This is a genomic window from Acinetobacter sp. YH12126 (genome assembly GCF_013418745.1).
Classification (GTDB): Bacteria; Pseudomonadota; Gammaproteobacteria; order Pseudomonadales; family Moraxellaceae; genus Acinetobacter; species Acinetobacter amyesii.
In genome coordinates, this window is the sequence record NZ_VPBM01000005.1 from 138,535 (window position 1) to 153,894 (window position 15,360).

A 15,360-nucleotide genomic window follows, 5' to 3' on the forward strand; every position below is an offset into this window, starting at 1 on the left:
TTAGGATGAAGATGATCTTGTTTGCTGATCAGTTTTAGCAACGTAAATACGGTTACGACCAGTATTCTTGGCAGCATAGAGTGCTATATCGGCAGCATCTAGTAAACGTTGATAGTCAGGATGACCGTTATACTGCACACAACCAACGCTAACAGTTAAACTAAATTGCTGACCTTGTACTGTTCGGATCACTCCATTTTCAATATATTGGCGAATATTTTCTGCAACTTTCATCGCACGGTTTACATTGGTGTCCACCAAGAGTAACAAGAACTCTTCGCCACCAATACGGAATGCATAATCGCTACCTTGGCTGTAACGCTGCAAAGCTTCGGCAATAAATTTCAGTGCAAGATCACCTGCCGCATGACCAAACTTATCATTGATCATTTTAAAGTAATCCGCGTCAAAGGCTAGCAAAGACAAAGGCGTTTGATTTTGACGTGCAAAAGTAATTTCACGTGAAATAATAGTACTAAGATAACGACGGTTTAGGAGTTGCGTCAAAGAATCATTGCCTGACTCAATATATTCAGCCACCTGAAATAATTGATCGACTAAATGCTGAATTTCACGATTTAAGTCTCGAATCTGTTGAATCAAATGTTGTAGTTGATCTTTATCCATTATTTGTGTGGTTTGCTGCGTTAGCTCATCCACTTGATAAATTCGATCAATAATTAATTGAACCTGATCTGAACCCGAAAAAGCATATGCCGCTTTATGAATAAACCACAATCAAAATTCTGATTTTGAAAGTAAGGAATGATAAAAACTGACATTTCCCGAAAAGATTTTAAACATCAATTCATTTTCCCAATTGAGCAATGAACCCCGTTGTTTATCTTTATGCACTGCCACATCTTGCATCGCTGAAAATAAGCGATAATTATGCCTGGTTTCTTGCTTTTTTTCCGTATTGATCTCATAAGATCTGCACATAATTTCTGTGCTAAATCCGATAATTTGTACAATATAACTGCACATATGGAGAATATTTTGCGTATGGTTTAGCTCTAAAATTTCAAATATTTTACGTTCTATTTCACGTACACCACGCATGATAAACCATGACGGAATGCCGACACGCGCATGCACCATTCCAACTTTTTGCTGCCTTTTAACCGAAATTTCAAAATCATTATTTAGTGCAACATTAAATGTTTCTAATAACCATTTTCTTAAGGTGTCGATCAGCCTTTTTTGAATAATATCGTCTTTAAAAAATTCAGCTGACGCTGGTTCTCGCGACATTTGTTCATAAAAAACAGTAACTAAATGCTCAACATGCTTCTGGATAAATTGCAAAGCTGCAAGATGTTCATTTTCAGTATATTGATCACAAATATCTTTCCAAGTCTGACTTAGACCTGTAATACATTCTTGATTCATTCGGTGACACAAACCACAGCTATTACAAAGCTAGCAATCATACCTCGCTTTACTTACATAAAAAAACAAATTTATTTGATATTTCACATTTTATCTATCTTAAAAATTAATAGAAAAATACATAACTCAATTTCAATTTATTCCAATCTTGATCATCTTGTTGCTGGTATTCGTATCCTAGTCTTAAAGCATTTTGTTGGTTGACGATATATTGTAATTCAGCATCGAGTTTCAGATTCCATTGATGTGTATCTTCCCAATACGGAAGCTCTGCCTGAACCAAACTGTTGAGTTTTTCTGACCAAATATTTTGGCAACCCAGTGTCGGCCCAAGGCCCACTCGCCATCCATCATCTAGAGACTTACCGCCCTGCACCTGCATTTGAGACTGCACATAACACAAATGTGTACGTTCCTGATTGGCCCAGCTATATCCAGATTGTGCTTTGAATTCAGCAACGCCATGTTGTTTCGTTTCGCTAAATTGACCTGCATCTACAGACACTTGCTGCCAGCCAAAATTGAAACCCCAGCTTAGCGGTGTTTTAAATGGCGTAATGGGGTTGTAAGAATTGACCGATAAAAAATCAAAATGATTGAGTTTGAGTTGGTCGTCTCGATATTGGATCGAGCCATCCCAAAACATCAACTGCGTACCAATCCGAAAGCCACCTTGCGGATCGATCAAATCATGATAAGCCTGACGATGACCAAGTTCGATATACTTTTCACCTTGAACTTCACCTAATGTAGCTGAAAAATTTCGCGCATGATGTCCATTGACTGGGTCTAGACTTGGCTGCTTAGGTTCAGTCCGTTGTTTTGGTTGCGAAGATTGACTACGTAAGGCCAAGATTTTACGTAATTTAGGCTGCGTTTCTTCCGCACTCACCTTTCTTCCAATCAGTAATAAATACAGATGGTCATACGCCATTTCTAATATTTTCGCTTGCTCTACTTCATTAAACTGAGCGAGTGCTGTCGACATGTTATCAGGTTCAATTTCAGCGACCTTATGCGCTTCGCGTGCTAAACGATATCCATGTTGCTGCGCTTGTGACAAAAGCTGCGTTTCTAATGCAGGACGATAAACCGCTGCTTGAATCAGTTGTTCATCATTGATCGCTTTGATCGTTTCAACAGGAATGGAAGCTACTTTAAATTTCTGGGTTAAATTCAGTGTCGGGCGAACCAAATCCATTAAGCCCAATAATCGATATGCACAGTTATCACTGGCGAAATAATAGGGAAAACTTACATTTTGCATTTCCCAAATATGTTTAACCAAATAACTGGTTTCTTGCTCGGTCAGTGCTAGCTCATATTCCCACAAATCACGACTTTCAAAATCACCATATTCTTTCACTTTACGGTAGTACGGCATCAATGAATATTCACCAGGATACTGCCCTGTTAAGCCTTTCCATGCATAAGACCAGTTATCTTCACCTGCAACTGTCGCTGCATAGTTAATGGCATAGGACACCAAATTTAGTTCTTTTTGATCTTTCGGATCGAGACGCAATAAGGTATGTCCAAACATAGAACTTGGATTACCCATAAAGTCTGTGGCGTAGATTAATGTTGCTTTATACGGCTTAATTTTTCCAAACCATTCATCAAACTCAGAGCAGCTCACCACAGGTAACTGCTCTGAACGGATGGATAACTCTTGCATCAGCCACTGACTACGCGCAGGGAAACGACAACGAAAGGCTTGATTAGGTTCGGCGGTTTGAAATAGTGCAGCGACATCTGCCTCTAATTCGGCTTGGGCATTTTGACGGCCATTTTCAGCCAGAAAGTAACCTGAAAAAGCAACTTCACTTTGTCCTTTATGATCTGTATATAAAAGTCGCTGCCAACTGATGTGTTCAGACAGTTTTTTTGATTGTGCAAGTTCAATATATCGTTGTACCTCAGCGGTTTTAGAGAGGTTTGGATCTACAATTTGCTGCGCATATAAGATGCTCGGAATCATAAAGGTACAAAATAAAGCAATTGATTTCATTCAGTTATATTCAAATCCATTTTTAGATATTTTAGATAATAAAAAACCCTGCCGAGAGACAGGGTTTTGAAAGCATCGATTAAACGTATGCTTTAAGTACTTCATCTTTCGCCATTACGCTTTGTAATGAAGCAAGTACTTGTAGAGAAGACTGGTTTTCAGCTGAATAGATTTCAGCAAAATTTGCTTTAGACACAGCAAAGAAACGTGCTTTATCTGTTGATTGGATGTTTAAAAGCTCAGCCAAAACATTCAGGCTCTCACCTTGACCAACCGCCATATCGCGAGCAAGTGATTCAGCATTTTCATTGGTAAATGTTACTGCTTGAGCAGTCACTGTACCTGTACCGCTACAACCTAAAGTACCAAAGGTGATACCAAGTAACTGGTTAGTAAAAATACCGTTGGTAGTCGCAGCTAAAATTTTAGGAATTTTACCTGATTGACCAGCCCAAACTTGAGAACCAACACCACAACCTACGTCACGGTCAGCAAAAGCAGCTGTAGAACCTAGTGCAACGACTGCAACTAAAGCTAATTTTTTTAACATAGCACTTCTCCAGGGAATTTTATTCCATTGTTTTTAATTATTAAAACATGTGTAATTTTGATTACACACCTGTAGATTAACTTGATCTTTCAGATAAGGCAAAACATTTTCATCTAAAACTTTTGGCTAAAAATAATACGTTCTTTTTCACATTTTTTTGAGCAACCAAGTACCATTTTCATCACGTTTTCCAAGGATTTTGAGTACTAAAACCAGACTGAGTAATAGCAACAAATACCAAGAACCGAGTTTCCCCCAACCGACCATATGCCATGCATCGACCTGACTTGGATATAACCAAATTTGATAGAAAGTACTGATATTTTCTGCGATCCAAATCAAAAATGCCAAAATCAACAGTACTGGTAACATCGGCAACTGAATCACATAATTTTGTAATTGAAAACTGAGCTTAGTTTTCCAAAAGATCACCACACTCCAAGCAAACAAAAACATACGAATATCTGGCACAAAAAATTTGGTCATAAAATTAAGATATGACAAAACGGCTAAGCACAGCATATTGCAAAAACGCGGTAAGTTACTGAACGACACTTGATATAGACGTAGTGAACGTGCAAAGAAACTCCCCACCGCCGAATACATAAAACCTGCAAATAATGGCACTGTCAGCAATTTGAAAATCGCAGGCTGCGGATATTGCCATGAGGCAATGTGTGGATGGGTCAGAAATATTTCCATCCCCATTGCAAGGATATGAAACAGTGCTATGACTTTGGCTTCCGCCCAAGACTCGAGTTTAAGGTAGAGTAAACACACTTGAATGATCAGTGCATAAAACAATAAATAATCATAACGGAAAAAGCCAAAATATTCCTGACTTCCCATTGCTGCAGTTAATGCAAAAGCGATCAGCAGTAATATCCCAAATAAGGCAGCCGAAGCTGCCTTATAAGAGAACTCAAAACATGATTTTATTATCTTGACCACGGTTGAATCCTAAACCAATTTCCCTGAAGCCTTATAAATACTTAGCACTATATTCATGTACCGTATCAATAAAGGCTTTTGGATTGGCTGGATCTACCCACTGGGTAATACCATGACCTAAGTTCGCCACATAACCGGTTTTTTCACCGTTGGCATATGCATCATCTAACATGGCACGTGTCGCTTTCGCAATCGCTTCAGGCGAACCATATAATGTTGCTGGGTCTAAGTTACCTTGCAAAGCTGCACGGCCTGCGACTGTTTGACGTGCTACATTTAATGGCGTAGTCCAATCCAAACCAAAGGCATCTGCACCCGTTGCAATCATTGGCTCTAACCATTGACCACCACCTTTGGTAAACAAAATCACAGGGACTTTGCGTCCATCTTTTTCACGCTGTAAACCTGCCACGATTTTTTGCATGTAGTTCAGTGAAAATTCAATGTATTCACGGTGTGCTAATGCCCCACCCCAACTATCAAAGATTTGTACGGCTTGGGCACCTGCATCAATCTGCGCATTGAGATATTCAGTCACTGCCACAGCCAAACGGTCTAATAAGGCATGCAGCACTTCAGGTTGTGCATACATCATTTGTTTCGTAAAACGAAAATCTTTGCTTGAACCGCCTTCCACCATATAAGTTGCCAGTGTCCAAGGACTGCCTGAGAAGCCAATCAAAGGAACTTGTCCGCCCAATGCTGAACGAATCGTAGTCACAGCATTCATGACATAATCTAAGTCAGATTTGGCATTAAACTTAGGTAAATTCAGTACATCTTGTTCGGTACGTACAGTTTTATGAAACTTCGGACCTTCACCTGCTTCAAAATACAGTCCCAAACCCAACGCATCAGGTACAGTCAAAATGTCTGAAAATAAAATGGCAGCGTCTAATTCATAACGACGCAAAGGTTGTAAAGTAACTTCACAAGCAAATTCTGTATTTTTACAAAGGGATAGGAAATCACCTGCTTTGGCACGTGTTTCACGATACTCTGGTAAATAACGGCCAGCCTGACGCATCATCCAAACCGGAGTTGCATCTACCGGTTCACGTAATAAGGCACGCAAGAAACGATCATTTTTTAAGGTCGTCATTCACTTTCCCAACTTAATTCGATATTCGCATCATCATATCAAAAAGGTTGTAAATATAATAACTTCTCAAGCATTTAAAAACCGATCATGTTGAGTGCCAAAAATGATATTTACACAAAACAACTACTGCATCTCCACTTTTTTTCTGTAATACTTAGCCAGTTTTTAATACACAGTAAATGAATAATTCTTAAGGTTGAATTACATGTTCGTTCGCACCATGCTCGCACTGAGCCTAAGTTGCATATTTGCTGGTACAGCTATTGCCGCATCTACTGCTGAACAACCATTAACGCCAAAAAAAGTGACTAATGTTGCAGTTCAGGATCCCATTGATCCGTTAGCGACTGAAGCTTCATCTGCAACTAGCCAGATTAGCGCTCAAGAACAAGAAGATCTGAACCAAGCATCGCAAACTTTAGACAGCCTGCAACAATCAGAAGATGTTAAAGCCGACATCGGTGCTGCACCTGCTACAGCGACTGCTACAACTCCAACATCAACTTCGCCTGCTGCCAAAGTTGCTTGGGGTTTAAATGACCTAAATAATGCACAGTGGTATGACAACATTGGTAAAGGTCAATTCCCTGTTTATGCACGTGCGCATGTCATGCTCAATAATGCACATGCTTCACCGGGTGCAATTGATGGTACCAGTGGTAAAAATACCCTAAAGGCGATCGCTTCATTCCAACAAATGAATGGGTTGAAACCTACAGGGACTTTAACTAAAGAAACTTGGGATGCGCTGATTGCGAAACAAGGTTCTAAACCTGCATTTATTGAATACACGTTGACTGATGCAGACTTGAAAGGTCCTTATGCAGCATCAATTCCACACGACTATGCACTACAAGCAAAAATGAAAGGCTTGTACTACACACGTGTGACTGAAATGTTGGGTGAAAAATTCCACATGGACGAAGACTTTTTGAAAAAGTTGAATCCAAAAGCGACATTTAAAAAAGCTGGTGAAAAAATCTTAGTTGCGAATATTCGTAACGAAGTTCCTGAAGATATTCACCTGATCGTTGCACATAAAGGCGCGAAACAACTTTACTTGTTTAATAGCCGCAACCAAATGATCGGTTCATTCCCGGCAACGATTGGTAGTTCAGATACACCATCGCCTACAGGTACATATAAAGTAACAGGTGTTGCACCAAACCCTTGGTACAGCTACTCGCCTTCTAACTTTGTTCAAGGCAACAACAGAAAACCATTGTCTTTACCACCTGGTCCAAATGGTCCTGTTGGTAATATCTGGATTGGCTTGAGCAAAAAATCATTCGGTATTCACGGTACACCGAACCCATCTGTTATTTCTAAAACTGCGTCACACGGTTGTATTCGTTTGACCAACTGGGATGCAAATGACTTAGGTAAGAAAGTGAAATCTGGTGTGACTGTTAAATTCTTAGAATAATTTTAGTCATATTTAAAAAAGCCTGCTTCGTGCAGGCTTTTTTATAGTTGCGCCTTTATGCATAACAAAAGACTCAATCTTGGTTGAGCGTTGCAAAAATAGGATGAATTGTCGCTATAAAACTATATATCCCGATTTAGTTCAATCTTAAAATAGGCATATGTTCAATAATTAAGATAAGGATGAATGCCATGAATGCTTTTTTACATCCAAGTGAAAACCGTGGTCACGTAAAAATGGGCTGGCTTGAGTCTAAACACAGCTTTTCTTTTGGTAACTGGTATGACCCTAAATATATGGGCATCAGTGCTCTTCGTGTAATCAATGATGATTTAATTGCTGCGCATGCAGGTTTTGGTCAACATCCGCACGACAATATGGAAATCTTAACCTGCGTGCTAAAAGGCACCATTACGCATAAAGACAGTATGGGTAATCATGGTGGGATTTCTGCTGGTGAATGGCAGCTGATGAGCGCGGGAACTGGTGTTCGTCACAGTGAAATGAACCAAGGTGATGAAGATGTTCATTTATTGCAAATTTGGATCATTCCAAACGAACGTGATGCAGATCCGACATATCAGCAAATTAAATGCGATCCACGTGATCAACCAGATCAATGGCATTTAATTGTTGGACCGAATGACAATGCACCGATGCATATTCGCCAACAAGCTGAAGTGAAAACAGCAGTCATTTCTAAAGGTCAATCTTTAGACATTGAAGCAACACAACACATTAACTATGTGCATGTCATTTCAGGCTCAGTGAAAATTGCTGAACATAAAGTTGAAGCTGGTGGTGCAATTGCGTTCTTAGAAGATAGCCAAATTGAAGCGCTTGAAGATGCTCAAGTGATTTGGTTTGATTTACCCGAAGTAAAATAATTAAAAGCCCTCAAATGTGGGGGCTTTTTTTATGCAGCTTGGCTAAGGCGTTCACTGCGTTTATATAACCATATCAACACTAAAGACGGAATAATAAATCCAGCAGCAAGCATGGCTATATGTTTGATTGGAAATGTGCATGGTGACATTTGTAGTGCCAGTAAAGCGAAGAAACTGAGCTGCCAAGTTATGTTTTCACCTTTTTGAGCATGCTTTTTATATTCATAAGCCAATATATGGCAGCAAATCCAATGTCAAAGATCTAAGATCAAGTACCCCATTCCCCCATAAGTCTAAACCAAAGACAATTTTGCAAAAATATAAGTTCATATCTGCATAATACTGAAGGATATCGTCGAAAAATGCAGAAAACATGACAAGACTCTAATTGTCGCAATATGCTTATCTTTAGCCCCAAATATGTATTTTAAAGAATAAAGCAAATTACCTCCCTCACGAGAGAGTGATCCAAATCTATAAAAGTTAAATTAAAATATAAGTATGGAAATGTTTGAAGATTTGAATTTACTTGTAAAAGGCGAAATTACCCGTTTACCTTATAAAAATTAGTAACACAAAATGCCATTAAATCATCTGACCTTGCGTACCAAAGCCTGAATAAAGTTTTTGCTATAGCCATGCTCTGCAATAGCAGCAAGCCATTATCGAGGAGATTTTGACAATTTTCTAAATTTTGATCTGCTTAGGACATGGTTTAACTAAGATAAACTGAGAGTTAAATGAACAGATGCTCAGTTAATTCATAAACGATTTTTTTTATTTTTAGTAAATCTTAAATTTAATACGCCATAGCCCTGATTTAATTTAAAACAAAGACATAAAATATGAAGATTAAATACATCTAAATGCATCTTAAGTGTTCCAATAAAAAAACCTCGATCAAAGCCATTTTGCTTTAACAGAGGTTTTAGCTTGTTGGATATCGATCAGAAGTTAAAGCCAATATTTAAATTGACGCGATACAGCCATTTATCGCTATTTTCAGATGTTGCTGAAGTAAAGCCTGTGCCATTGGTTGCCCCACCAATAATATTGGCATTTTTGCCCCAAGTATAATCTGCCCACACCATAAATGGTGTAGCGATAAACATTGCACCTGTGGTATTCATTTGCGAAGCTGACCAGTCACTGCGTTCTTTGTCTAAATAACTGTAGTCATTGTAAAAACGAATGGCTTTGAGTTTACCCATATTTTGAACAGGTAATGTATATGCCAAATTGACGCTTGAAACTGTACCTTCAGAGGCAATGAAATAGGCTGGTGTTAAACCATTTGCGCCCATCAAGGTCATGTCATTACTTACACCTTCAGGGTTTTCAGCATCATATTGATAATGAATCACCGAAGACTGTAAATTCCAACGTTGGTAGTTGCTGTTGGTATGAATCCCAGCGGCATAATAACTACCTTCATCGCGGGTCGTTTTGTTATGCAATTGTGCGGCAGATCCAGATATACCGACCTCGTGTTTCCCGATTTGATCATTACCGAATTTACGTACAATACGAGTATTCAGCTGATTGTGCTTTTCGTTTTGATAAGCAGCTTGAAAGGGTAAATGATTCTCTGAAAGATCATCATAAGTTGCAGATTCAGGTGAATAGCGTAAATTGGTTTCCAACATACGTGGGTAGTAACCAACTTTCACATCCCATTCAGGATTATTGTAATTCCAGTTAATCCCCGGCGCGATGTTGTTGCCATAGCCCAAGAAGAACGGGATATGATAGGTCCAACCATTTTGCGGATATGGATAAAGCGCAAATGGCTTATAGACAAAACCTGCTTCGATGCTGTTGTTTTTGTCTAGGTTATAACCCACATAGGCTTTTTCAATTGAGGTTTTTTCCTGATCTTGAATTAAATAGCTCGCATTCAAATAGGCATCACCTGATTTGCCTTTTAAGTCGATACGGAAAATATCAAAATCCAGTTTGCCTATGCCGCGTTTATCACTTGGCTCCCACTGTTCATAACGATGATTAAAACGTAAAGCTCCACCCAATTTAAACGATTGTGTGCCATCGTCGCTTTTCCACTCTAATGGATCCTCTTTGGCTTGAACGCTAGCGGCAGCTGCGCTCAAAGACAGCATCATCGCTGTTATCAATATGGTTTTATTCATCTCAAGCACCTGTCCTTATTTTGTTTTGCATGCAAAACTTTGTTTATTTCCATATTTAACTAAAAAAAATTTATTTAGCAGTCACTGCGAACTTCATTTGCAATTAAGCAATGTCTTGCAGCGGTGCTTCGAAGTTTCGAACTTCCGAGATTAAATTTTCAAAAGAAAAGACTTCTTTCAATTGCTCTTCCGTCATCAATCCCTGAGACAGCACCACTTCTTGAATGGTTTTGTTTTCAGCAATACATTGTTTACCAATGGCATCACAGCGGTCATGTCCAAGAATTGGATCAAGCAAAGTCACAATGCCAACACTACGCATGACCAAGTCATAGGCTTGTTGTTCATTGACTTGAATGCCTGCAAAACATTTTTCATCCAAACTGCTGATGCCATGTTGAAGCAATTCAATCGATTCATTCAGTGACAACGCAATCACAGGTTCCATCACGTTCAACTGTAATTGTCCTGCTTCAGCTGCCATGCTGATGGTTAAATCATTACCCATGACTTTAAAGGCAATTTGATTAACCACTTCAGGAATCACTGGGTTCACTTTGGCGGGCATAATGGATGAACCTGCTTGCAATTCTGGTAAGCGAATTTCGGCCAGCCCAGTACGTGGACCTGAGCTGAGTAAACGCAAGTCGTTACAGATTTTTGATAGTTTGCATGCCAGACGTTTTAGGGTACTTGAAATCAGAATGAATACGCCGCAGTCACTGGTGGCTTCAACATAGTCTTCGGCGCCTTTGACTGGTAATCCAGTGAGTTCAGCTAAACGTGCCGTAATATGCTGCGCATAACCTTCAGGTGTATTCACCCCTGTACCAATTGCCGTTGCACCTAAGTTGATTTCCAATAAAAATTCACGCATTTTCTTAATCAAACGCATATCTTCATTCAGTAAAGTGGCAAAGGCTTGAAACTCTTGTCCCATGGTCATCGGAACCGCATCTTGCAACTGTGTACGGCCCATTTTCAACACATGTTTAAAATCAGCTACCTTCGCACGAATGGTTTGAATCAATTTATCCAGTGCTAAAAGCAGGTCTTCTATACGGTGATATAAACTGATCCGTAGTGCTGTTGGATAAACATCGTTGGTCGATTGGGATTTGTTGACGTGGTCATTCGGATGCAGAATCGAGTAACTCCCCTTTTGCTCCCCCAAGTATTCCAAACCAATATTGGCAATGACTTCATTACAGTTCATATTGACCGATGTACCTGCCCCACCTTGGTAACAGTCAATTGGAAATGACGCTGCCCATTGCTGTGGCTGTTCAATCAATTGATCAGCTGCATATTCAATGGCTTTAAGCTGTTGCTCACTGATTTTTTTATAATTAAAATTACTTTGTGCAGCTGCTTTTTTGACAAAGCCTAAAGCACGAATAAAATGCAGTGACTGTCCAACCGTTAAATGGGAAATTTTAAAATTTTCTAATGCACGTTGGGTATGAATGCCGTAATACGCACTAAATGGCACTTCTTTAGCACCCAGTAAATCATGCTCAATCCTTGTTTGCATATCCACTCACCTTGTTTTGCTCTACCTTAGTCTGCTGAACTCAGGTTTTATGTCCTTTGACTTTACATGTCGTCTGACTGTAACTCAGGTGCAATTCCCCTTCGGGGAAATTACACCGTTCAATTTCATTCACTTTTGTTTGATCAAAAGGGTTTTAGACTTTACTGATCCAATTCGGATGGATTAGTACAATTTCTTCTGTGGTGGACCCGCAAATTTCAATGGACCAATTGCGTTCATATCAAGCTCAATAACCGCTGGACCATTCAAATCAATGGCTTCTTTGATTGCAGTTTTAAACTCTTCCGCGCTCGCTACTTTCCAGCTCTTCACACCCATTGAATCACCAAGCAATTTGTAGTCTGGCGTATGCAGTTCGTTATAGTATTGACGACCGCCAAAGTAGTTATTTTGAATGCCACGCATGACGCCATAACCACCATCATTCATAATCATCAGCACCATATCGGTGTTTTCTTGCGCCATCGTCGCAATTTCACCAATACCCAGCATCAAGCCACCATCACCCACTAAGCCCACAACTTTTTTGTCTGGGTTAGCAATCGATGAACCAATGGCATGTGCAAGACCCAAGCCTATTGCACCAGCCAATGAGTGGATGTTTTTGTTCGGTGTTTGTACTGGGAACAAACGGCTGCCCCAAGTACTGCCTGACATGGTGATGTCACGAACAAAAATACCGTCTTCTGGTAATGCTGCACGTAAGTGATCACAAATTAATGCGTATTGATCCATTTGCGTACGTAGTGCATCTACCGCATGTTCACGCGCAGCCTTAACATCTGCATCATATGCAGCATCAATTTTGCTTAGGCCATTCAATGCGCTAATGACACGTGCAAAAGTATCTTTGGTATCTGCACATACAAATTGTGAAATCTTGTAGTTACGTTGCTGTGCAACTGGATTTGCATCAATTTGGATGATGTTTTCAGGGAATTCAACTGAGTAAGTCTTGGTTTCATTACTGCGTAAACGTGAGCCTGCAACAATCAATAAGTCCGCCTCTTTCATCAGTTTTTCAACGGCTGCAGAGTTATGGAATGCACGTAAGCTACGTGGATGATCATCTGCCAATACACCGCGTGCATGCGTAGATGAAACAACTGGAATACCTAAGTCAGCCAGCGCTTTCACTTCTGCAACTGCATTTAACGTACCGCCACCAATCCACAGTAATGGACGTTTCGCCTTTTTCAATGCATCTGCAATCATGTTAATTTCAGCATTTTCCGCTTGCGGCAGTTGCATGGCTTTTACTGGGCCAAGATTGGCTGGCAAATCAATTTCAGCCGCTTGCACATCAATTGGAATTTCTACACTGACTGGCCCCATAGGCACAGTCGTCGCAACGCGAATCGCTTCACGAATAACACCAACAGCATTGTCTGGGCTGGTAATACGAAAAGCCGCTTTGCTTGATGCTTTTAAGAAAGTCAGTTGATCTTTAGTTTCATGAATAAAGCTTGCATCGCGATCTAAATATTCACGTTCCACTTGACCTGTTAAATGCAACACTGGACTGCCTGCATTCATTGCTTCAATCAGTGAACCCACAGCATTACCTGCACCAGCACCAGTACTGGTCAAAGCTACACCTAAACCTTTAAAGCGTGCATGTGCGTCTGCCATAGTGACAGAACCTGCTTCACCACGCGCTGCGACAAAGCGCATTTTTTCACGGCGGCCTACGGCATCTGCAATAGGCAAGTTGTGAATAGAAATCACGCCATACATGCTGTCTACATTATGCTGTTCTAAAACTCGAGCGATTGCTTCGCCTACATTTACACGTTCAGTCATTGTTCTTTCCTTAAATTCTTGAATTTTTGATTACTAATTTTTTGAGTCTGCTAGTCCGACCATGGATTGGCTTGCTCGTTTAAACCTAGATAAATACTTTTTTGCTGCATATAAGACAGGATACCGAGACGGCCTTTTTCACGGCCAATTCCACTGTCTTTAAAACCACCAAAAGGTGCGCTGATGGAGAATTTTTTATAGGTGTTAATCCACACCGTACCGACTTCCAGCAAACGGGCAATTTTCCATGCTTTACGGTAGCTTTCTGTCCAAATCCCTGCCGCTAAACCAAAACAGCTATCGTTGGCTTGCTCGAATAAATCTTTTTCATTGTCGTATGGCATAACGACCAACACAGGGCCAAAAATTTCTTCTTGGCAGGTTTGCGCGCTGTTGCTCAAACCCGTGATGATCGTCGGTTTGTAGAAACTGCCTTTGGCAAATTCACCTTCAGTGATCGCTTCACCACCCGTAACAACCGTACCGCCTTCAGCTTTGGCTAATTCCACATACCGATGCACAGATTCCAAATGCTTTTGGTTAATAAGTGAACCCATATGTACATTTGGCTGTTCAGGATGGCCCACGCGTAAACCTTCAGTGATTTCCACTAATCGCTTTAAAAATTCGTCATAAATGGAAGCGTGAATAAACAAACGCGAACCCGCAATACACGCCTGACCTGCTGAACTGAAAATACCGTAAGCAATACCTTTGGCTGCAATTTCAATATCTGCATCTGGCAGTACAATTGTTGGCGATTTTCCGCCTAACTCTAAAGACGTGGTAATCAGCTTTTCAGCAGCAATATGCGCCAAGTGACGGCCAGTAGATGTACCGCCCGTAAAAGAAATTTTGCGTACTAAAGGATGTTGGGCAATAGCATCACCAATCACTGAGCCGCGTCCAACCAACACACTCAAAATGCCTTTTGGTAAGCCTGCTTCTTCAAAGATTTTTGCCAACTCCAAAGCAATTAATGATGTCGCTTCAGCTGGTTTTAAAATCACCGCGTTACCTGCTGCAATAGCGGGTGCCAATTTTTGCACTTCACTGGCAATTGGAGAGTTCCAAGGGGTAATCGCTGCCACCACACCTACAGGTTCATACACACTCATGGTCAAAAAGTCAGATGCACGCTGCGTGGTCAATTCTTCATTAAAAGTTTCACAAGCTGCGGCATTAAAGCGCGCCGTTGCTGCTGCACTCATCACCAAAGCACGTGTTTCGGCTAAAGGCTTCCCGTTGTCACGAGTTTGCAATTTAGATAATTCATCTGCGCGGGCTTCAATAATATCGGCGACACGGTACAAAATTTTTGCGCGCTCATGCGGCAAAGAATTGCGCCACGCTGGCTTACGCCAAGCTTGATCAGCCTTTGTAATCGCTTCTTCAACATCGTCCAACGTTGCGGTAGAAATTTCCGCATTGACTGAATTGTCTGCTGGAAAAACACTTTGAATCACGTTGCCGCGGCCTAAACGCCATTCACCTGCAATATAAATTTCTTTAACCATGGCACTCACCAAATTCCTT

11 protein-coding genes and 1 pseudogene are annotated in these 15,360 nt (G+C 40.4%); 2 read left to right on the forward strand and 10 right to left on the reverse strand.

Translation table 11 applies throughout. The annotated features are described in order from the left end of the window. From FTU62_RS04285 to hemE, 5 genes and pseudogenes are all read right to left on the reverse strand, one after another. Window positions 1–1,392, reverse strand: a pseudogene (locus tag FTU62_RS04285) (diguanylate cyclase). Between the two features lie 106 nt (window positions 1,393–1,498). Next, window positions 1,499–3,373, reverse strand: coding sequence for a DUF4105 domain-containing protein (locus tag FTU62_RS04290; protein WP_373686494.1), 1,875 nt, complete (start codon window positions 3,371–3,373; stop codon window positions 1,499–1,501). Window positions 3,374–3,482: 109 nt separating this feature from the next. Beyond that, window positions 3,483–3,953: a DUF3015 family protein gene (locus FTU62_RS04295; protein WP_078190276.1), complete on the reverse strand. Its 471-nt coding sequence runs from the start codon at window positions 3,951–3,953 to the stop codon at window positions 3,483–3,485. 147 nt (window positions 3,954–4,100) lie between these two features. Next, window positions 4,101–4,895, reverse strand: a complete 795-nt coding sequence (locus FTU62_RS04300; protein WP_373886323.1) for a DUF817 family protein — start codon at window positions 4,893–4,895, stop codon at window positions 4,101–4,103. Between the two features lie 40 nt (window positions 4,896–4,935). Next, window positions 4,936–6,006 carry a uroporphyrinogen decarboxylase gene (gene hemE / locus FTU62_RS04305; RefSeq protein ID WP_180101926.1) on the reverse strand — a complete coding sequence of 357 codons (1,071 nt, stop codon included), beginning with the start codon at window positions 6,004–6,006 and terminating at the stop codon, window positions 4,936–4,938. A 205-nt stretch (window positions 6,007–6,211) separates the two neighbouring features. On the opposite strand from hemE, the gene FTU62_RS04310 reads away from it, so the two are divergent. After that, complete coding sequence (locus FTU62_RS04310; protein WP_180101927.1) at window positions 6,212–7,432, forward strand: L,D-transpeptidase; 1,221 nt, start codon at window positions 6,212–6,214, stop codon at window positions 7,430–7,432. 191 nt (window positions 7,433–7,623) lie between these two features. After that, complete coding sequence (locus tag FTU62_RS04315) at window positions 7,624–8,319, forward strand: pirin-like bicupin family protein (protein ID WP_180101928.1); 696 nt, start codon at window positions 7,624–7,626, stop codon at window positions 8,317–8,319. Window positions 8,320–8,348: 29 nt separating this feature from the next. Here FTU62_RS04315 and FTU62_RS04320 read toward each other — a convergent pair whose 3' ends face one another. The 5 genes from FTU62_RS04320 to FTU62_RS04340 form a co-directional block, all read right to left on the reverse strand. Further along, on the reverse strand, window positions 8,349–8,552 hold the full coding sequence (locus FTU62_RS04320; RefSeq protein WP_180101929.1) for a hypothetical protein: 204 nt from the start codon (window positions 8,550–8,552) through the stop codon (window positions 8,349–8,351). A gap of 714 nt (window positions 8,553–9,266) precedes the next feature. Further along, the gene (locus FTU62_RS04325; RefSeq protein ID WP_218948579.1) at window positions 9,267–10,466 is read right to left on the reverse strand and encodes a hypothetical protein; all 1,200 of its coding nucleotides are present in this window, start codon (window positions 10,464–10,466) and stop codon (window positions 9,267–9,269) included. Window positions 10,467–10,569: 103 nt separating this feature from the next. Beyond that, a complete protein-coding gene (locus tag FTU62_RS04330) occupies window positions 10,570–12,000 on the reverse strand; it encodes an aspartate ammonia-lyase (protein WP_180101930.1) in 1,431 nt (476 codons plus the stop codon). A 183-nt stretch (window positions 12,001–12,183) separates the two neighbouring features. Then, entirely contained in the window at window positions 12,184–13,824 is a 1,641-nt protein-coding gene (locus FTU62_RS04335; protein ID WP_180083995.1) for a thiamine pyrophosphate-binding protein, read from the reverse strand. A gap of 50 nt (window positions 13,825–13,874) precedes the next feature. Beyond that, on the reverse strand, window positions 13,875–15,341 hold the full coding sequence (locus FTU62_RS04340; protein ID WP_180083993.1) for an aldehyde dehydrogenase: 1,467 nt from the start codon (window positions 15,339–15,341) through the stop codon (window positions 13,875–13,877). Window positions 15,342–15,360: the final 19 nt, after the last annotated feature.

Bases quoted from the DNA above. Each gene is read 5' to 3' on its own strand.
- FTU62_RS04335 (WP_180083995.1), bottom strand. From the start codon at position 13,824: ATGACTGAACGTGTAAATGTAGGCGAAGCAATCGCTCGAGTTTTAGAA.
- FTU62_RS04330 (WP_180101930.1), bottom strand. From the start codon at position 12,000: ATGCAAACAAGGATTGAGCATGATTTACTGGGTGCTAAAGAAGTGCCA.
- FTU62_RS04340 (WP_180083993.1), bottom strand. From the start codon at position 15,341: ATGGTTAAAGAAATTTATATTGCAGGTGAATGGCGTTTAGGCCGCGGC.
- FTU62_RS04315 (WP_180101928.1), top strand. From the start codon at position 7,624: ATGAATGCTTTTTTACATCCAAGTGAAAACCGTGGTCACGTAAAAATG.
- FTU62_RS04295 (WP_078190276.1), bottom strand. From the start codon at position 3,953: ATGTTAAAAAAATTAGCTTTAGTTGCAGTCGTTGCACTAGGTTCTACA.
- FTU62_RS04325 (WP_218948579.1), bottom strand. From the start codon at position 10,466: ATGAATAAAACCATATTGATAACAGCGATGATGCTGTCTTTGAGCGCA.
- hemE (WP_180101926.1), bottom strand. From the start codon at position 6,006: ATGACGACCTTAAAAAATGATCGTTTCTTGCGTGCCTTATTACGTGAA.
- FTU62_RS04310 (WP_180101927.1), top strand. From the start codon at position 6,212: ATGTTCGTTCGCACCATGCTCGCACTGAGCCTAAGTTGCATATTTGCT.
- FTU62_RS04290 (WP_373686494.1), bottom strand. From the start codon at position 3,373: ATGATTCCGAGCATCTTATATGCGCAGCAAATTGTAGATCCAAACCTC.